At 34.2% G+C, this 20,819-nt stretch carries 14 protein-coding genes and 1 tRNA gene; 10 read left to right on the top strand and 5 right to left on the bottom strand.

Going from position 1 to position 20,819, the window contains the following annotated elements:
• Positions 1-11 precede the first annotated feature (11 nt).
• From ACWNT5_RS14195 to ACWNT5_RS14185, 3 genes are read left to right on the top strand one after another with little or no spacing between them, the layout of a single operon-like run.
• Positions 12-3,275: a VCBS repeat-containing protein gene (locus ACWNT5_RS14195; RefSeq protein WP_456517698.1), complete on the top strand. Its 3,264-nt coding sequence runs from the start codon at positions 12-14 to the stop codon at positions 3,273-3,275.
• Positions 3,276-3,309: 34 nt separating this feature from the next.
• Positions 3,310-4,659, top strand: a complete 1,350-nt coding sequence (locus ACWNT5_RS14190; protein ID WP_456517697.1) for a vanadium-dependent haloperoxidase — start codon at positions 3,310-3,312, stop codon at positions 4,657-4,659.
• Position 4,660: 1 nt separating this feature from the next.
• The gene (locus tag ACWNT5_RS14185) at positions 4,661-5,563 is read left to right on the top strand and encodes a GyrI-like domain-containing protein (protein ID WP_456517696.1); all 903 of its coding nucleotides are present in this window, start codon (positions 4,661-4,663) and stop codon (positions 5,561-5,563) included.
• A gap of 36 nt (positions 5,564-5,599) precedes the next feature.
• Here ACWNT5_RS14185 and ACWNT5_RS14180 read toward each other — a convergent pair whose 3' ends face one another.
• On the bottom strand, positions 5,600-6,490 hold the full coding sequence (locus tag ACWNT5_RS14180; RefSeq protein WP_456517695.1) for a phosphatase PAP2 family protein: 891 nt from the start codon (positions 6,488-6,490) through the stop codon (positions 5,600-5,602).
• Between the two features lie 138 nt (positions 6,491-6,628).
• A tRNA-Phe gene (locus ACWNT5_RS14175) sits at positions 6,629-6,701 on the bottom strand.
• Between the two features lie 205 nt (positions 6,702-6,906).
• Between ACWNT5_RS14175 and ACWNT5_RS14170 the strand changes: the two genes are divergently transcribed.
• The 7 genes from ACWNT5_RS14170 to ACWNT5_RS14140 all read left to right on the top strand — a co-directional run bounded on the left by ACWNT5_RS14170 (position 6,907) and on the right by ACWNT5_RS14140 (position 14,656).
• Positions 6,907-7,638 (top strand): type III pantothenate kinase, encoded by a 732-nt coding sequence (locus ACWNT5_RS14170; protein WP_299605727.1) that lies wholly within the window; start codon positions 6,907-6,909, stop codon positions 7,636-7,638.
• Positions 7,635-8,882 (top strand): hypothetical protein, encoded by a 1,248-nt coding sequence (locus ACWNT5_RS14165; protein WP_299605729.1) that lies wholly within the window; start codon positions 7,635-7,637, stop codon positions 8,880-8,882. The genes ACWNT5_RS14170 and ACWNT5_RS14165 overlap by 4 nt, the downstream gene beginning before the upstream one ends.
• A 16-nt stretch (positions 8,883-8,898) precedes the next feature.
• Positions 8,899-10,269, top strand: coding sequence for a tetratricopeptide repeat protein (locus ACWNT5_RS14160; RefSeq protein ID WP_299605732.1), 1,371 nt, complete (start codon positions 8,899-8,901; stop codon positions 10,267-10,269).
• Entirely contained in the window at positions 10,269-10,826 is a 558-nt protein-coding gene (gene lptC / locus ACWNT5_RS14155) for an LPS export ABC transporter periplasmic protein LptC (RefSeq protein ID WP_299898253.1), read from the top strand. The genes ACWNT5_RS14160 and lptC overlap by 1 nt, the downstream gene beginning before the upstream one ends.
• 9 nt (positions 10,827-10,835) lie before the next feature.
• Positions 10,836-11,036, top strand: a complete 201-nt coding sequence (locus tag ACWNT5_RS14150) for a hypothetical protein (RefSeq protein WP_456517694.1) — start codon at positions 10,836-10,838, stop codon at positions 11,034-11,036.
• Complete coding sequence (locus tag ACWNT5_RS14145) at positions 11,036-12,304, top strand: hemolysin family protein (RefSeq protein WP_299605737.1); 1,269 nt, start codon at positions 11,036-11,038, stop codon at positions 12,302-12,304. The genes ACWNT5_RS14150 and ACWNT5_RS14145 overlap by 1 nt, the downstream gene beginning before the upstream one ends.
• 279 nt (positions 12,305-12,583) lie before the next feature.
• Positions 12,584-14,656: a peptidylprolyl isomerase gene (locus ACWNT5_RS14140; protein WP_456517693.1), complete on the top strand. Its 2,073-nt coding sequence runs from the start codon at positions 12,584-12,586 to the stop codon at positions 14,654-14,656.
• An 80-nt stretch (positions 14,657-14,736) separates the two neighbouring features.
• On the opposite strand, the gene galE is transcribed toward ACWNT5_RS14140, so the two are convergent.
• The 3 genes from galE to glpK all read right to left on the bottom strand — a co-directional run bounded on the left by galE (position 14,737) and on the right by glpK (position 20,728).
• The gene (gene galE / locus ACWNT5_RS14135; protein ID WP_456517692.1) at positions 14,737-15,753 is read right to left on the bottom strand and encodes a UDP-glucose 4-epimerase GalE; all 1,017 of its coding nucleotides are present in this window, start codon (positions 15,751-15,753) and stop codon (positions 14,737-14,739) included.
• Positions 15,754-15,849: 96 nt separating this feature from the next.
• On the bottom strand, positions 15,850-17,496 hold the full coding sequence (locus ACWNT5_RS14130; RefSeq protein WP_456517691.1) for a solute:sodium symporter family transporter: 1,647 nt from the start codon (positions 17,494-17,496) through the stop codon (positions 15,850-15,852).
• 52 nt (positions 17,497-17,548) lie between these two features.
• Positions 17,549-20,728, bottom strand: coding sequence for a glycerol kinase GlpK (gene glpK, locus ACWNT5_RS14125; RefSeq protein WP_456517690.1), 3,180 nt, complete (start codon positions 20,726-20,728; stop codon positions 17,549-17,551).
• Between the last annotated feature and the right edge of the window lie 91 nt (positions 20,729-20,819).

Below are 20,819 nucleotides of genomic sequence, written 5' to 3'. Positions count from 1 at the left end.
GAATTCAGGAGATGACCAATAAAGTATTCATATTAGTATTCGGATTATCGTTTTTGTTTGCATGTAAAAAGCAACAAATTGAGCAAAGTAGTTTATTTGAAAAAATGACTTCGAAAACTACAAATGTTACATTTCAGAATACATTAAACCCAACCGATAAGCTTAATATCTTAGATTATCTTTATTACTATAATGGAGCTGGTGTAGCAGTTGGAGATATAAATAAAGATGATTTGCCAGATGTGTTTTTTACAGCCAATCAAGGAAATAACAAGTTGTATTTGAACAAAGGAAATTTTCAGTTCGAGGATATAACAGATGCGGCAGGAGTTGCGGGAAACTCTGATTGGAATACAGGAACAGTAATGGCAGACATTAATGGAGATGGATATTTAGATATATATGTTTGTGCTGTTGTTGGTTTACAGGGTTTAAAAGGAAAAAACGAACTGTTCATTAATAACGGTGATAATACATTTACCGAAAAAGCAGCTTCCTATAAATTAGATTTTGAGAATTACACTACATCTGCAACTTTTTTCGATTATGATAATGATGGAGATTTAGATATGTATTTGCTTAACCATGCAGTGCATACACAGAATTCGTTTGGTAGTGCAAAGCTTAGAAATAAAAGGAGTAATGAGAGTGGAGATAAGTTATTGCGCAATGATGGAGAAGTGTTTACAGATGTTAGTGAAGAGGCGGGTATTTTTGGAGGGGGAAATGGGTATGGACTTGGAGTAGCTACTGCCGATTTTAATAATGATGGGTATACAGATATTTATGTAAGTAACGATTTTCATGAAGACGATTATTATTATCTAAACAATGGAAATGGAACTTTTACGGAGTCATTAAAGAAAAACTTCGGTCATACAAGCCGATTCTCTATGGGTAGCGATGTAGCAGATATAAATCATGATGGATTTACTGATATTATGACTTTAGATATGACTCCAGAAGATGAAACAGTATTAAAAGCTTCAGCGGGAGACGAAACGGTAGATATGCTTCAGATGCGAATTAAAAGACTCGGATACCATTATCAGTACGCCAGAAATATGCTTCAGGTTAATAGAGGAGATCATTTTGAAGAAACGGCTTTACTTAGTGGAGTTGCAGCTACAGATTGGAGTTGGTCAGCCTTGTTTGCAGATTATGATCAAGATGGAGAACAAGACATTTTTATATCCAATGGGATTCCTAAAAGACCAAATGATTTAGATTACATAAAATATATTTCTAACGAGAAGATTCAGGAGAAGCTAAATGCCAATAAATTGGTAGATAATGATGCTCTGAATATTATGCCGTCAGGCGAGGTGCCAAATTATATGTTTCGTGGAGATAAAGGAATTACTTTTTCCAATGAATCTTCCAGCTGGTTACCACAAGAAAATACGGCTTCTACAGGAAGTGCTTATGCAGATTTTGATAATGATGGAGATCTGGATATTGTCACTAATAATATTAATGCACCGGTTTCTTTCTACAAAAATACAACAGATCAAAAATCCAATTTTTTAAAGCTTAAATTCAATTTTAAAGACAATAATAAATTTGGAATTGGAACTAAAGTAATATCTTATCATAAAGGTATTGCGCAATACAAACAATTATTTACGTCTAAGGGGTTTCAGTCTTCTTCAGAACCTATAGTCCATTTTGGATACGATACCATAGCCACCATAGACTCGTTGAAAATTATATGGCCAGATAACACAATTCAAATCGCTGAAAATATTGCAACTAACCAAAGTCTGACTATTAGATTGGTGTACAAAAGAATTGGGGTTGATTATGAGAATTTATTTCCAAAGACTAAAAAATGGTTCCGAAAAATTGATTCAGTTCCTGGATTAAATTATGAGCATAAAGAAAATAATTATACGGATTTTAATCGTCAAAAACTCATTCCTTATAAGATTTCTGATCGAGGGCCAGCAACTTCAATAGGGGACTTGAATGGAGATGGAAAAGATGATGTCTTCTTTGGTAGTTCTAAGTTGGAACCTTCAAAAATATACTTGCAAAACGATACAGGTTTTGAAGAGCAACAATCAGAAATTTTAGAAAAAGATAAAAAGAAAGAAGATGTAGTTGCAATTATTGCTGATGTAAATGGAGATACTAAAAATGATCTTCTCGTTTCTTCTGCAGGAGGCGAGTTTTATGGAAACTCTAAAGAGCTAATAGATCGATTATATTTAAATTCAGATACGGGATTGTCAAAAACAGATTTCCCTGAATTATTTGATCATGAATCGGTGATAAAAATTAATGATGTAGATGGAGATGGAGATTTGGATATATTTATTGGAGGGTATTCGGTTTCTAATGACTTTGGAAAAATACCAAATTCCTATTTGCTTATTAACCAACAAGGGAGTTTCAGTATAAAACCAAACAACAGTTTACAAGAAGTAGGAATGATAACTGATGCTGTTTGGAGTGACTTTGATAATGATGGTATAAAAGATTTAATTGTCGTTGGAGAATGGATGTCACCACATTTTTTTAAGAATACGAATGGTGATTTGGTAGATGTAACAAACAGTATGTATCAACAAAAGCTAAATGGTTTATGGCAATCCATTATTGATTTCGATATTGATGATGATGGTGATAGGGATTATGTACTCGGAAATTTTGGATTAAATACAAAACTAAATGCATCATCAGAAAACCCTTTAAAAATGTATTATGCTGATTTTGATAATAACAGCACCACAGAAACAATTTTAGCATTACCTAAGGAGGGAAAATATTATACAGCATTAGGTTTGGATGAATTATCAAGTCAATTAAATTTTCTGAAGAAAAAATTTACAACATATACTAGTTTCGCAGGAAAAACGGTAGAAGAGATTTTTGGAGAGGATGTTTTAGAAAAAGCTAAATCATTTTATGTGCATCAACTTGCATCAGGATATCTTAGAAATGATAACGGTAAGTTTTCTTTTGTGTCTTTCGAAAAGGAACTTCAATTAGCTCCTATAATGTCCATGCTAAAATTTGATTTTGATAAAGATGGAAAACAAGAAGTTTTATTGGCTGGAAATTATTTTGGAGTGATTCCATATCATGGTAGATTTGATGCATTTGCAGGAGCTGTATTGCAAGAAGGTAATACTGTGGTAAAGGCTTCAGAATTGGGGATTAATTTGAGTCAGAAATCAGTAAGAGGGCTAAATATTATTAATTTTGCAAATAAGGATTATTTGCTCATCACACTAAACAATGAAAAAGCAGAGGTTTATGAGATACTTTGATCAATCTATAAGAATAGGTAATCTATTAAAAAGTATGAAGATAGTTGTATTCGTTTCTTCCGTAATGCTTTTAAACTCTTGTCAAAAAGAAGAAAAAGAGATTCAAATTACTGCTGATGATTATCATAGGGCAGTAGATAAGATTACTGAAGTTATGGTGCATGATATTTTCTCACCACCAGTAGCCAGTAGAATATATAACTATTCCAATATTGCTGCTTATGAAGTGATTAGCCAAGAAGGGGGAAATTATAAAACCTTATCTAACCAGTTGCATGATTTGAAATCAGTTCCAGCTATCGACACTACAAAAAGCGTAAATCATAAAATAGCGGCTTTGGTAGCGTATTTAGAAGTAGGAAAATCATTGCTTTTTTCAGAGGATAGAGTTGAAGTGTATAGAGATAGCTTGTATAATTCATGGCAACTTCAAAATGAAAAAATGTTCAATGATTCTAAAGAGTATGGATTAAAAGTTGCAGAACATATAAAAACTTGGTATGCCACCGATAATTATGCGCAAACCAGAACAATGCCAAAGTTTTCTGTAAATACCGAAGACCCTTCGAGATGGCAACCTACTCCACCAGACTATATGGATGGAATAGAACCACATTGGAAAAAAATTAGACCTTCGATTATAGATTCATCCTCTCAGTTTAAACCTGCAAGATATCCTGATTTCTCTTTGGAAAAGGATACACCGTTTTATAAAGAATTGATGGAAACCTATGAAGTAGGAAATTTGATTAAAGAAGAAGGTGAAAAATCTGAAAAATTAGAAATAGCACAGTTTTGGGATTGTAATCCTTACGTATCAACCCATAAAGGACATTTAATGTTTGCTACTAAAAAGATTACACCTGGAGCTCATTGGATTGGAATATGTAAAATAGCTTGTAAAAAGACAAATTCTGATTTTGCAAAAACTGTTTTTGCTTATACCAAAACATCCATTGCCATTGCAGATGCCTTTATAAGCTGTTGGGATGAGAAATATAGAAGTAATCTAATTCGTCCTGAAACATTAATCAATCAGCATATCGATGAGAACTGGACTCCTGTTTTACAAACGCCTCCGTTTCCTGAATATACTAGTGGACATTCTGTAGTATCTGGTGCCGCATCTACTGTATTAACCAATATTTTTGGAGATAATTTTCGTTTTGAGGATGATACTGAACTTCAGTATGGACTGCCGGTACGTTCTTTTACTTCTTTTAATCAGGCAGCAGATGAAGCAGCGATTAGTAGATTGTATGGAGGAATTCATTACAGAGCCGCTATTGATTTAGGATTGGATCAAGGGCGTTCTTTAGGAGCTTTTGTAATTGGTAAGTTAAAAATGAATACTCCAAATTCTGAAGTAGTAAGTGCAAATTAGAATGAAGAAAGTTATTATTTTCTGTTTTACTATTCTGATGGTATTGGGGATATGGTATTTATTTATTAAAGAATATGACTATCAGATTACTTTTACGGCCAAAGGAACTCCAGGGAGTATATATCATCAGATCGTAGGATGGGAATCTTGGGGTAAGGATGTAAAAGCCAAAAATATTACTACCGTAGATACTGTATTGTATAGAGAAATAAAGCAAAAGGTGAATCTACCTGATACTATTTTAAATTTGAAGTGGGATATAACAAGTGTGAATGATTCAATATCAAAGATAAAAGTAGGAGTTTTTTTAGAAAATCAATCTTTGATGAATCGGCTAAGTATTCTTACTGGAGAAACTATTTTTACAAGGTCACTAAAAAAAGAATTTAAAATATTTGGGAAAGGTTTAAATAATTTTGCTAAAACTTTTAGAATAAAAATTGAAGGTGCATCGGAAATACCAGTGCTTGAATATCTCTATATTTCTTCTAATGCTAATCGATCTGGTAAAGCCGGAATGATGCTAAGAACTAATGCAGATATTTTTCCTAAAATAAAGGAAAACAATTTGAAAATAAATGGTTTACCATTTGTAAAAGTTAAAGAATGGAATGAAATAAATGATAAGATTCAATTTGATTTTGGGTTTCCAATAAAGTATAAGGACTCGTTACCAGTTAGTTCTATAATTAAGTATGCTAAAGTAGCATCTCAAAAAGCTATAAAAGCAACGTTTTATGGCAACTATAGACATAGCGATCAAGCATGGTTCGCTATTATGGAATATGCCAAAAGAAGAAATATTCTTATTGAAAAAAAACCTTTAGAGATATTTTATAACAATCCGATGCAAGAAGGAGATGCTTCGAAATGGAAGGCCGAAATTTTTATGCCTTTAAAATAAAAAAGAATTGAGTGAGAATTTTCTATTATTAATTTTTTAGAACCTGCCAATTACTCCTAGTTGTCCAGGCCCGATCGCAAGATCCCATTTAATTTTATTTTTTTTGTTGTTATAAGCATAACGTTGCTTTCTGTTCAGATAATTATCAATACCATCTACCATAACAACACTTAATACAATGCCGAGAGTGACATCAGTTAACCAATGCGCTCCTGCCCATAATCTAGAAACAGGAGAAACGAGTCCAAGTGCATAGACACCGCCTCTGACATAAGGGTTTTCAAATTGTTTTCCTATCGCATATGCTGTGGTAAAAGACAATATAGCGTGCCCAGAAGGGAAAGAGTGATAGTCTGCTTCGCTGCTGTAAAACTTGAATGCATCTTTGCCTTTTCCAGTATAAGGTCTGGCACGACCAGCAAGAGTTTTGCTTACAGTTTGTATAATTCCTCCTGCAGTGGCAGAGGCAATTAGTAATACTCCTGTTTTTCTAACTTTTTCATTTTTTGTAATAAGTCCAAAGGCATATATTCCTGTAGTTAATCCATAATTTACTAGAGGTTTTCCAAAGCGGAATCCGGCTTCTTTAACAAAGCCTGGAATATCTTCTTCCTGATCAGTGAAAAAATCATTAGCAGGTTCATCAATTAAATAAATTAGGGCAGATCCCGCAACAATACCACCAAATGTAGCCCAATCTTTTCTTTTCCATCTCAAAGGTTGAGTATATGCATTGGTTATTCCTCCAAATGCGGAAACACCATCATATTTAAGCATTTGCCAGCGAGTCATTTCTAAAGCGGATTCTTCAGTATTAGAGGAGATAGAATCTTTTTCTTTAGACGTATCTAGTTGTTCTTGGGAAAAAATACTTGTTGAAAATATAAATAAGAGGATACAATGGGATAAAGTGTATAAGCGTTGCATACTATGAGGTTTGTAAACAAAAATAATAACTTATTGGCAAAGAAGGACTAAATATTCAGAATTGCTTGTTCATTATTGATTAACGAAGTTTGATAAGGATCAAAAAAAACCCGAACGAAGTTGTTCGGGTTTTCAAGGTGGTGCCTCCAGGAATCGAACCAGGGACACAAGGATTTTCAGTCCTTTGCTCTACCAACTGAGCTAAGGCACCTTGCTGTAAGCGGATGCAAATATAGAACGCTTTTTTTAATACTCAAAAGAAAAATTTAAAAAAATCGTTTTGTATTTTTGCAAACTTATAAAATAAACTCGTAATCCGCTGTAATCTAGAAGATGTGAGGGAAGAATATTCTTAGAAAAAATATTTGGCTTCCTATAAAAATGTCTGATTACGTCGTACTATAAAAAATACATACATGAATTTAGTGATTGATGTAGGAAACACATCTATAAAAGTAGGTGTTTTTGAAAAAGACATAATGATACATAGGGAAAATCTGAAATTGAATGATTTTCAGAAGTGTATTGAGAAATTACATCAAGACTATTCATCTATAAATAAAGCTATTTTATCTTCTGTGGCTAATTTTCAAGAAAAAGAAATAGCATTTTTAAAAAATAAGTTTAATACTCTTATTTTGGATCATACTCTAAAGATGCCTTTCCAGAATTTATATGCTACTCCAACAACGTTGGGAGTAGATAGATTAGCTCTAGTGGCAGCAGCGGTTTGTCAGTTTCCTAAAAAGGATACATTGATTATAGATGCTGGTACTTGTATTACCTATGATTTTAAAAATAAAGACGAATGTTATCTTGGAGGGGCAATCGCACCTGGGATTGGATTACGATATGCTAGTCTCAATAACTACACTTCAAAATTACCATTGTTAAGTCTAGAGGTACCAAAAAATCATATAGGGGATAGTACAAATCAGTCAATTCATTCAGGTGTTGTAAATGGTATTTTATACGAAATTGAAGGAGCAATTGCCGAATATTGCAACACTTACCCTGATTTAACAGTTATTTTAACCGGTGGAGATGCACATTTTTTGTCTAAAAGATTAAAAAATAGCATATTTGCCACCTCTAATTTTTTATTGGAGGGACTAAATTACATTTTAGCTTTTAATAATAGTCAATGATAAAAAAGATTTTAGTAGTTGTTTTGGTAGTAATTACCGGTGTATCTAATGCTCAAGAAGGAACATCGTCGCCCTATTCTTTTTATGGTGTAGGATTACAGAAGTTCAAGGGGACAGTGGAAAATAAATCGATGGGAGGATTGGGTATACTTGCAGATAGTATTCACTTAAATCTTCAGAATCCAGCATCTTATGGAGAGTTGAGGCTAACTACGTATACGTTAGGAGCTAATTATAATGGATTAAACCTGGATAATGCCGCAGGAGACGATTCTTACAAGGATAATGCATCTTTAGATTATCTAGCAATCGGAATCCCAGCAGGAAGATTTGGTTTTGGTTTTGGGGTACTTCCAGTAAGTTCGGTAGGATATCAAACAAACACTTTTAATAGTGATGGTTCTGAAAGTCAGTTTTTTGGAACCGGAGGCTTGAATAAAGTGTTCATAGCTACAGGTTTTAAAGTTAACGAGAATTTAAGTGTTGGTTTAGATATTAATTATAACTTTGGAAACATTGAGAATAAAGCTATTCTGAGACGTCCCGAGTTGCAATTTGATACCAGAGAGATTGATAATTCCGATCTTTCTGGAGTAAGTTTATCTTTTGGTTTGGTCTACAAGCGACTGCTTACCGAAAAACTGGAGTTAACAACATCTTTTGTATCTACTCCATCATTTAAGCTAGCTTCAGAAAATTCTATTGAGCTTGCTACGATACAGATATTAACTAATGGATCTGAATTGGTTGTGGAAAGACAGGACTTGGAAGTAGAAGATAGGGATCTTGATCTTCCAGCAGAATTGAAATTTGGCGCAGGAATAGGAGAGCCTAAAAAATGGTTTGTAGGGGCAGAGTATACTTATTTGGATGCTAAAGATTTTGATAATAGATCTTTTACTGCGGATAATGTGGTTTACGAAAATGCATCAAAATTTAGATTAGGAGGTTATTATATTCCAAAATATAACTCCCTTACTAGTTATCTGAACAGGATAGTTTACCGTACAGGATTGAGATATGAAGAGACTGGGTTGAATATTAATGGACAAGCGATTAATGAGTTTGGCATATCTTTTGGGGTAGGTCTACCAGTAGGAAACTTATTCTCAAATGCTAATGTAGGTTTTGAGTTCGGTACACGCGGAACAACAGACGCTGGATTAGTACGAGAAGAGTTCTTTAATCTATCATTAAGTTTATCACTAAATGATAGATGGTTTAGAAAAGTGAAATTTAATTAACTACAATTATACAGCTATGAATACTAAAGTTTTATTTACGATAGCAGCAGGATTAGTTCTAGGCACTTCTAGTGTAAGTGCACAGGCTACAGACTGTGCAACTACGGCTTCTATAGCCTATGAGCATGCTAAAGTAAAAAATTGGGAGGCTGCAGAAGCACCTTTATGGAAAGTAAGAAAAGAATGCCCTACGCACAGTGTTGCTACTTTCCAATTCGGAAAAAAATTGTTAGAAGCAAAATATAAAAAGGCAACTGGTGCTGATAAAACAGCTATTGCAAATGAAATGATTGCCTTATGGAAAGAGCGTCAACAATATTTCCCAGCAAAAGTGGAATTAGGAGATATGCATTCTGATATTGGTCAGATCATGTATGATAATAATATTGGTACTAAGGAAAGTCAGTTTGCCGAGTTTAATAAGGCTTGGACAGAGGATAAAAAGAACTTTTCTAGTCCTAAAAAGGTATATACCTACTTTTATTTATTGGTAGAGCTTCAGGCTGCTGGAAAGAAAGAACTTCAGGATGTGTTCGATTTATATGATGATGTAATCGAAAAAATTGAGGATGAAGAAAGTAATAAAGCGAAAATAGTTTCTGAATTAACAGAAAAAGAAGAATCTGGAGCTGCTCTTTCTAGTAAAGAAAAGAAAAGATTAAAAACGTACGATAAAATCCTTAATAATTACAGTAAGGTAAAAGCAGGTGTGAACCAGAAACTTGGAGAGCTTGCAGATTGTAAAAACTTGATTCCTTTATATAATGGACAATTTGATAGTAAGAAAAATGATATTAACTGGTTAAAAAGTGCTGCAAGCAGAATGTCTGCAAAAGAATGTACTGATGATCCATTATTTTTCAAAATGGTGGAAGCATTACACAAAGCAGATCCATCTGCTAAGTCAGCGCTTTACCTAGGAATACTTGCGCTTAAGGATAAAAATACTTCTAAAGCGTTAGAATATTATAATCAGTCTGCTCAGTTAGAAACCAAAGCAAGTGATAAAGCAAAAGTATATTACAAGATTGCTGAGGTGTACAGAAAAAAAGGTAGCTACAGTAAAGCGAGAGCTAATTATAAGAAAGCACTAGCTAACAAGCCTTCTTTAGGACAAGCGTATTTAAAAATAGCAAATATGGTTGCAAAGAGTGCTAATGATTGTGGTACTGATGTATTTAGCAAAAGAGCGGTATATTGGTTAGCAGAGCGATATGCTTTAAAAGCCGGTAAAGTTGATGCTAGTTTAAAGAAAACTGCTGCAGGAACTGCCGCAAATTATAGAGCAAAAGCACCTTCCAAAACGGATATCTTTAATAATCCAGAGATTAAGTCTGTAAAGATTGGATGTTGGATCGGAGAAACGGTTAAGGTACCGAAACTATAATGCAAAAGAGAATTTTATATATATTAGGAAACCTTGTCACAGCTTTTGCTGTGACATTGTTTTTTTCATGTCAATCTAAAACGTCCCAAACGAATTCATATCGTATTGATGATGATGCACCTATAGCAGAGGCTTTTGAGGTTAATCTTAAATATACCGATTCTGGTAGGCTTACAGCAGTTCTTAGAACTCCAAAAATAAAAGATTACACAAATAAAGGTTTTGGATATCGTGAGTTTCCAGAAGGTATTGTTTTAGATATTATTGATAAGGATGGGAAAGTAAGTGTGGTAACATCAGATTACGCTATTTCTTATGTAGAAACAGGACTTATCGATATGCGAGGAAATGTAGATATCAAAACAGCAGATAGTACACATCTTATGGCTAAACAGCTCTATTGGGATCAAAGCATCAACTGGGTTTTTACAGATCAGCCTTATAAAAGTATACTCCCAGATGGTAATGTCAATGAAGCAGATGGTTTTGATGCTAATCAGGATTTTACTATATTGAATTCTCGCATTAATGAAGGAATAATGTTCATCGAAGAGTAAATGAATATGATGAAAATTTTTAGATTTTTTGAATTTGCTTATCTAGCTATTACTTGTTTTTTTCTATATCAAGCATATGAGGAATGGGGACAACAAGATAGTAGAAGTATTTTGTATCTCTGTTTCGCTGGAGTAGCTGTTTTTATGTTCTTCTTTAAGAGAAATTTCCGTAAAAGAATTGATGCCAATAGTAACCAGGATAACAAATAATGGAGCTACAAATTGTTGTAATTGTACTTTCTGTTATTCTCTCTGCCTTTTTTTCTGGGATGGAGATTGCTTATGTGTCTTCGAATAAGATTCATATCGAGATAGAAAAAAAACAAGATGGTTTTCTTGCTACGATTTTATCTCGATTAACAAAAAAACCTTCCAAATTTATTGCTACCATGTTAGTGGGTAATAACATCGCACTGGTAGTTTATGGATTCTACATGGGAGAGCTGTTAATGGGATTCATAAAAGGGTATTATCCGGATTTGGCAGGAAGTGTTAATTTATTGCTACAGACAATTATATCTACTTTTGTAATATTAGTCACAGCAGAGTTTTTACCAAAGGTGTTTTTTCAGATCTATGCCAATACCTTATTAAAGGTGTTTGCTGTGCCAGCCTATTTTTTTTATGTGATCTTTTGGTTTATCTCCTCTTTTGTTATCTGGATTTCTGACTTTGTTTTAAAAAAGTTTTTGAAAACTGACGGTGATGAGGTACAACTTGCTTTTACCAAAACTGAGCTTGGAGATTATATTACAGAGCAAATGGAAACTGTAGAGGAGCATGATGAAATAGATAGTGAAATTCAAATTTTTCAAAATGCGCTCGATTTTTCAGATGTAAAGTCCAGAGAGGTAATGATTCCTAGAACCGAGATCATTGCAATAGAGAAGTCAAGACCATTAGAAGAAGTAACCCAGCTGTTCATTGATACGGGATTGTCTAAGATATTGGTGTATAATAATACTATTGATGATATCATAGGGTATATGCATTCATTTGAACTGTTTAAAAAGCCGAAGTCAATCAGATCTATTTTACTTCCCGTAGTATTTGTACCTGAAACCATGTACGTAAAGGACGTTTTAAATTTGCTTACTAAAAAACACAAGAGTGTAGCTGTAGTTATAGATGAATATGGAGGTACTAGTGGGATTATTACAGTAGAAGATATCGTAGAAGAACTTTTTGGAGAAATAGAGGATGAGCACGATTCTGTAGATTTGATAGAAGATAAATTGGCAGAAAATCATTATCGTTTCTCGGCTAGAATGGAAGTAGATTATATCAATGAAACCTATAAACTAAATCTACCTGAAAGTGAATATTATGAAACCTTAGGTGGAATGATTGTAAATCATACAGAAGAAATTCCAGAGCAAGGTGATGTTGTGAATATCGACTCGGTAACGGTAAATATTATAGAAACCTCTAATACCAAAATAGAAATCGTAGAATTAAAGCTTAAGGAAGAAGACTGATTTCTATAAAACAAAATTCCTCTGGTGTAAAAATCATGTAACTTTTCTTTTTTTATTCAGAAAGCTTGTTCCAGTTGATGACTCCTTTTTTATTTGTTATATGTTTTAAAATCAGTTAATTGAATTATGTTTTTTGTGGGATTAATCTGTAATTTTTTACGGTAAAATTTCATGAAAAATAAAATGTAAAAAAAGTTGTAAAGACTTTCTGTCTTTAATTGGTAATATTCTAAGAAAATGGTATTTTCGCCCACTATATTTCAATAAATTAAACTTAAAATGGCAGTTTTAAATAAAATCAGACAACGTTCCGTTTTCTTAATTGTGATTATCGCATTAGCGCTTTTCTCATTTGTATTGGCGGATTTGATTCGAAATGGAGGAGCTATTTCTCAAAAAGCAGCAAATACTATTGCTACTATAAATGGGAAAGAAATTGATAGAACTGATTTTGCACAGAAGGTAGAAGCAGCTTCTAGAAATTTTGGTGGTGGATCTAACCTACAAACTGTAAACTATGTTTGGAATCAAGAAGTAAGACAAATAGTTTTTGATGGTCAGTTCGAAGAGCTTGGTATTAGAGCTGGTGCTGATGAAGTAAATCAGTTATTAGAAGAAGGATTAGCTAATAACCCTACCTTTCAAAACGAAGCAGGAGTTTTTGATAAAGCAAAAATGCAAGAATATGTGGCAAGTATTAAAGCCAATCCTGTAGCATACCAACAATGGATTGATTATAAGAGATCTTTAGGAAAAGGAGCTTTAGAGCAAACATATCTTAATATGATTAAGGCTGGAGTAGGAGCTACTCTTAAAGAAGGTGAGTTGGCATACAAAATGGAAAATGATGTAGTGGATATTAAATATGTTCAATTGCCTTTTACAAGTATTCCTGATACAGACGTAACAGTATCTGATGCAGAAATTCAATCGTATATAGATAAGCATCCTGATTTATATCAGGCAGAAGCGTCTAGAAATATGAGATATGTGTTCTTTAAAGAAGAACCAAGTAAAGAAGACGAAGAGCGTTTAACTGCTGAAGTGGCAGAACAAGTGGAAGCACTTAAGAAAGCAGAAAATATTGAAGAATTTATCAATGTTGATCAAAGTTCTGCTTTAAAATATAATGATCGTTTCTTGTTTAAAAAAGACTTACCTACTTCAGTTGCTGATACGTTATATAACGTACCAGTTGGAGAAGTTTATGGACCATATAAGGATGGGAAATATATTAAAATATCTAAAGTAATTGCGAATAAGCAATTACACGATTCATTAAAAGCAAGTCATATCCTAGTTTCTTGGAAAGGTTTAGGTACTGCGGGAGATACAGAGCGTACTAAAGAAGAAGCAAAAACATTGGCAGATAGCTTACTTGCTGTGGTTAAAACGGATAAGGCTAAATTTGAAACACTTGCAAAAGATTTTTCTGCAGATAATTCTAATAAGGATAAAGGTGGAGACCTAGGATATTTTGCTCCTGGTAGAATGGTTCCAGCATTTAACGATTATATCGTTGATAACAATGTTGGTGATATGGGAGTTGTAGAAACACAGTTTGGATATCATATCATTAATATCGAAGACAAGAAAAATGAGCAAAAGGCTGTAAAAGTTGGAACGATTGCTAGAGAAATTGAAGCAAGTGAGAAAACTATTAACGATATATTTACCGAAACTACAAAGTTTCAGATAGCTACTAAGGATGGAGACTTCGCTGAGAAGGCAAAAGAAAGTGAGTATAACGTTCGTCCTGTAAACAAGATTAGTGAATTAGCAGAAAATATTGCTGGACTTGGAGCTCAAAGATCTATTGTGCAATGGGCTTTTAATGAAGAGACAAAAGTAGGAGATGTGAAACGTTTTGATGTAACTGATGGATATGCGGTTGTGCAGCTGACTGGAAAAGCATCTAAAGGACTTCAAAAGGTAGAAGATGCAAGTGCTACTGTTAAGCCAATACTTATCAAGGAGAAGAAAGCGGAAATGTTGAAGAATAAAATTTCTGGTACAAGTTTGGATGAAATCGCTAAGAGTCAATCACAAGTTGTTAAAACAGCTTCTGCACTTAATATGAAGACTCCAACAATTAGTGGTGCTGGAACAGAGCCTAAAGTAGTAGGAGCAGCTTTCGCTTTAGAAAGTGGTCAAATTTCTGAACCAGTTGTTGGTAATAATGGAGTATACGTTGTAGAAGTTACTAAGAAAACACCTGCTAGCGGTTTAGATACTTATATGAGTTATGCCGCCCAAGAATCTAAAACACAAGCAAACGCTGTTAATACAAGAGTTTTTAATGCGTTGAAAGAAGCAGCAGATATCGAAGATAAAAGAGCAAACTTCTACTAGTAGAAGTATCTAACAGATAATAAAAAATCCTGAAGCATGCTTCAGGATTTTTTTATTTATACGATATAGAAAAAGGTATTTTATGCTCTAACCTTTTGTTCCCATTTCCAGGCAGATGATAATGCTTCATCTAAGCTGCTTTTAGCTTTCCAGCCTAACTCATTATTAGCTTTGTCAGTGTTCGCATAAGCTGATGTAATATCGCCTTCTCTTCGGTCTACCACTTTATAATTTAGTTTTTGATCAGAAACCTTTTCAAAAGATTGTATCACCTCTAATACCGAACTACCAGTTCCTGTCCCTACATTAAACACCTCATAATTAGAAACATTATTGTTTTTAAGTAAACGCTGCAATGCTACTACGTGTGCTTTTGCAAGATCAACAACATGGATATAGTCTCTAATACAAGTGCCATCTTCTGTAGGATAGTCATCACCAAAAACAGAAAGCTGCTCTCTTAGTCCAATAGCAGTTTGTGTAATAAATGGAACCAAATTTTGTGGAACACCTATGGGTAATTCTCCTATTTCTGCGGATGGATGTGCACCAATAGGATTAAAATAGCGCAAAGCAATAGCATTTAGATTGGGTTGTACCTTGCAGGTATCTCTGATGATTTCTTCTCCTATTTGCTTGGTGTTACCATATGGTGATTCTGCTACTTTTACAGGTGCATTTTCGGTAATGGGAAGCTCATCAGCTTGTCCATATACAGTACATGAAGAACTAAAGATAAAACTAGTTTTGTCTTTTTTCTGTAATTCTTGAAGGATATATACAAGAACACTAATATTGTTTTCGTAGTATAACAGAGGTTTTTCAACACTTTCTCCCACTGCTTTTGATGCCGCAAAATGGATAACTCCTTCAATATCATGATGACGTTTAAAAAAGTCCTGGACTTTTTCTTTTTCTCTTAGATCAAAGTTTTCAAAAATTGGTTGTTTTCCAGTAATTGCTTCAATCCCTTTTAAAACATCTGGAGAAGAATTAGAACAGTTATCTACAATAACAACTTCGTACCCTTCATTTTGTAGTTCTACCGCTGTATGCGATCCGATAAACCCTAATCCACCGGTTACTAATATTTTCATTTTTTTGTTTTCAAGAGTTTTTATTAGAACGAGTTGTAAAGTTAATACAATACACTTTATAACCGAAAGCAGATAGCAAATAAGTTTATATAATGGTTAGAATATTAGATAGGTGCTCAATACTAGTAGTGTAATCAGTCCCCCAACAGCAAAAGCATATTTCCAAGGGGTAGTGTCAATAACTTCTGTAGTTATAGGTGTATAGATATCTTTTTTGGGTTTCCACATTCCTACAATGAGCATGATAGCAACATTAATGACAAACAAAATACCCATAACATGCAAGAAGTGTGGATAGGCTTCAGCTTTTATAATAGCTAATTGATCAGAGTCTGTAATACCATTGGTAGCAGCTTCTAATAACGCCTCATTTGTGAAATGAGGTCCCAAAATAAGTAAGCTTACTAAATACATCAGTACACCGCCGATTAATACTATTTTAGCCCCAATTGCGGGCACTTTCTTAGTTAAAATTCCAATGATAACCACAGCCAGAATAGGTACACTTAAGCTTCCTAATGCTTGTTGGATATAAGAAAAAAGACCTGCTGGAGCATTGGCGATAAAAGGAGCGATGGTCATAGAAATCATGGCTACAATAAAGCCAAATAATTTACCCGCTTTTACCGTTTGGAGTTCGCTTGCATTTCGATTAAAAAATTTCTTATACAAGTCAAATCCAAAAAGTGTAGCACTACTATTTAATAGACTATTAAAAGAACTCAATACAGCTCCAAATAATACTGCTGCAAAAAAACCAAGTAATGCGGGTGGAAGCACTTTACGAACTAGTTCTGGATACGCTCGATCTGCCGAACTAAGTTCTCCATTAAATACGTTCCATGCAATAATTCCTGGGAGTACAACGATTACAGGTATTAGAAATTTTACAAATGCTGCGAGCATCATACCTTTTTGTCCTTCTTTTAAACTTTTGGCACCAAAAACACGTTGCAGTATGGATTGATTCGTACCCCAATAATACATCTGAGCAATCATCATTCCTGTAAATATAGTTCCTACGGGAATAGAGGAAGTAACCCCTCCGGTAACGTTAAATTTATTCTGATTTTCGGTCCACAAGGTATTCATACCGTCCATCATGCTACCATCTCCAATCAGCTTTAAACCAAAATAAGGGATGAGTAGTCCTCCGATTAATAATCCAATTGCATTTATAAGATCTGATACAGCAACAGCTTTTAAACCTCCAAAAATGGCATAGATGATACCTATTAAGCCTATACTCCAAACACAAAGCCAGATTGATGCAGATTGAGACCAACCTAATAAAGATGGTAAGTCAAACATGGTACTAAAGGCTAATGATCCTGAGTAAAGGATGGTAGGTAATAATACAATACTAAAAGCGATTAGAAATAAAACGGATAATATTGCTTTAGTATTTTCATCGAAACGTTTTTCTATAAATTCTGGAATTGTGGTGATACCACCCTTCATATATTTTGGTAATAACCATATAGCGGTAAGCACCATAGCAATAGCTGCCAGTGTTTCCCACGCCATTACAAGAATACCTTCGGAAAAAGCTTGTCCATTTAAGCCTACAATTTGTTCTGCGGATAGATTTGTAAGTAATAAAGAACCTGCAATCGTAATAGCTCCGAGGCTTCTTCCTCCAAGATAATATCCATCAGCAGATTTTTCATCTGTACTTCTTGTTTTCCACCAGGCATATACTGCTACTAATAATGTAAATCCAATAAATGAAAGTATTCCCATATGTTTTGTTTTTAATAGAGTTTAGAAAGCCAAGTGAGCTCTTTATTTACATTTATACAATTTCATATTCGTAATAGGTAGATGCATCTAATAATAAGAGATCTAAATATTGATTTTCTCGTTCCAGACGTTCTTCGTCCCAACCAAGATATTTTACTAGATCTTCTTGTACTACAGATCTGTATTGATGTACACTGCCAATATCAAAATATAATCTTCCTGTTCTACGAACAAAAAAGTCAGCCAGGCCATTTACCATCTCATGATGTACTCCATACCAAACTTCTGATCGTATTAATTTTTCTTCAATAGTATCATTTAAGAAATAAGAGATTTTATCTATAATAATAGTTGCCTGTTTACCATAGGTGGTAGCTAGATACCAGCCATAGTGCTCATCATTCAGACCTTTATCTTTTAACTGTTGATTAATTTCTTCTAGATATTGGTTAACTTCAGCAGTGTCCTCCAACGGGTCACTTGTTAGTTGAATATTCTGGGTGTAGGATTTAGAAAATTGCTCTCTTCTTTTACTACTCATAGTTTTTAGCACTGCATCAATGACCCGTTGCGCCATTTTACGATATCCTGTAAGTTTTCCTCCTGCAATAGAGATTAACCCTGTTTTAGAAATAAAAATTTCATCCTTTCTGGATAGTTCTGAAGGATCTTTCCCATCCTCATGAATTAAAGGTCGTAATCCAGCCCAATTAGATTCAATATCCTCTATGGTTAGATGTAGCGTTGAGAACATATTGTTTACGGCATCTAGTAGATACTGAGCGTCTTCTTTTGTCGCTACAACTCGATTTAAATTGGCACTGTAATTAGTGTCTGTGGTACCTACATAGGTAGCTCTACCACGTGGAATTGCAAAAATCATCCTTCCGTCGGGTACATCAAAATAGATAGACTGTGTAAGTGGAAACTTCTCTCTGGAAAAAACTATATGTACTCCTTTGGTAAGATGTAGATGTTTATTATTCATAGAATCATCTTTTTCTCTTAACAAATCAACCCAAGGTCCGGCTGCAGAGACGTAGTTTCTGGATTTTATAGTAAAACTTTTTCCAGTATTATGATCTAAGCATTGTAGACTTTTTATTTTACCTTCGTCATTATAGTTAAATGTTTTCATTTCACAATAATTGATGATATTCGCACCATAGGATGCTGCCTTTTTAAGAAGCTCAATAGTTAGTCTCGCATCATCGGTTCTGTATTCTGCATAATACCCGCCTCCAGTAAGTCCATTTTTATTCAGTAAAGGTTCTTTGGCTATTGTTTCTTCTATACTCAACATCTTTCGTTTATCATCTCCTTCTACATTGGCTAAAAAATCATAGACTTTTAGTCCAATAGCAGTCATCATTTTACCATAAGTTCCACCTTCTATTAGGGGAAGTAACATTTTTTCAGGAACAACCAGATGCGGCGCTAATTTATGAACGGTAGCTCGTTCGCTTCCTGATTCTTTTACTAAAGCTATTTCCATTTGCTTTAGGTATCGTAATCCCCCATGAATGAGTTTAGTAGACTTGTTGCTGGTTCCCGAAGCAAAATCATTTTTCTCTACCAAACATACTTTTAGACCTCTGGAGGAAGCATCTAATGCTATTCCTGCTCCAGTAACTCCACCGCCAATAATAATTAAATCATATTTTGTAGTTTGAGCTTGTAATAATTGTCTGTTTCTGTCCAGAATTGAAAAACGTATGGCTCCTTGTTCTTTAGCGGCAACCATTTTGGCATTCGCAGATTTCGTACGCTCCACAGCATCTTTCCAACCTGTATACTTCCGATTTCTTTCATGTTCAGAAATCTGGGGTTTGAACGTGGTATCTACAATTCTAATTTTTGATATATCTTTTTTTGTCCAAACCCCAGCTTTTATTCCTGCCAGGAATGCTGCACCTAGTGCGGTTACTTCTAACATTGCTGGGCGATCCACATCTACATTAAGAATATCCGACTGAAATTGCATTAAATAATTATTGGCAGATGCCCCTCCGTCTACCTTAAGTTCTCTCATTAATTTACCACTATCTTCTACCATAGCATCCAATACATCCCTAGTTTGGTATGCTAGGGCTTCTACAGTAGCTTTTATAATTTCGTTTTTACCAGAATCTAACGTGAGGCCATAAATTGCTCCTTTCGCATTCATGTCCCAATGAGGTGCTCCTAAACCTGCAAATGCAGGTACTACATATAGATCCTTTGCTGTAGGAGTAGATTTGCAAATCTCCTCTGTTTCTGATGCTTTGTCTATTACTTGTAATTTATCTCGTAACCACTGTACAGAAGCTCCTCCTACGAATACACTTCCTTCTAAGGCGTATTTTATGTTATCTCCAGGAAGACTGCAACATAAGGTAGTAAGTAATCCATTTTTAGATTGATAGGGTTTCTTTCCCGTATTTAGTAATAAAAAACAACCGGTTCCATAAGTGTTTTTAGCAATTCCAGATTTGTAACCTCCTTGTCCAAAAAGAGAGGCTTGCTGATCACCAGCTACTCCGTATATTGGAATTTCTTTTCCTTGATAATTGATACTGCCAAAATCTGACGAAGAATATAAAACTTCGGGAAGCATTGAATTTGGAATATTTAACTCAGAGAGCATTTTTGAATCCCATTCTAAGTTCAAAATATTATATAGCATGGTTCTAGATGCATTAGAATGATCCGTAACATGTCTCTTGCCATTGGTGAATTTCCAAATAAGCCAAGTATCAATCGTTCCGAATAATAAATCTCCTTTTGACGCTTTTTCTCTAGCACCTTCTACATGGTCTAATATCCATTTTAATTTTGTGCCTGAGAAATAAGAGTCAATTACTAAACCCGTGTTTTTGGAGACGTATTCTTCCAAACCTTTTTCTTTTAAGTTTTTACAGATATTAGAAGTTCTTTTGTCTAACCATACAATAGCTTTATGGATAGGCTCACCAGTATTTTTATCCCATACTACTGTGGTTTCTCTTTGATTTGTGATACCAATTCCTGCAATTTGGTCTACTGGTATTTTAGATTCAGATAATACCTCTTCGAATACTTCTTTTTGATGCCTAAAAATTTCTTGTGGATCATGCTCTACCCATCCTGATTGTGGATAATATTGCGTTAGTTCTTTCTGAGAGATGCCACAAATAACACCATTTGTGTTAAAAATAATGGCTCGTGTGCTAGTAGTTCCTTGGTCAAAGGCTATGATATATTTCTTATCCATTAGGCAATAGTTAGCTTTATTTATATCCGTTTTGTTTTAGTTGATTATTAGATAATCATCTTAAAAAGCTGATATTTTTACAGAAGATCAA

This window comes from Aquimarina sp. 433 (assembly GCF_054054605.1).
This window is presented reverse-complemented; position numbering and strand designations above follow the sequence as displayed.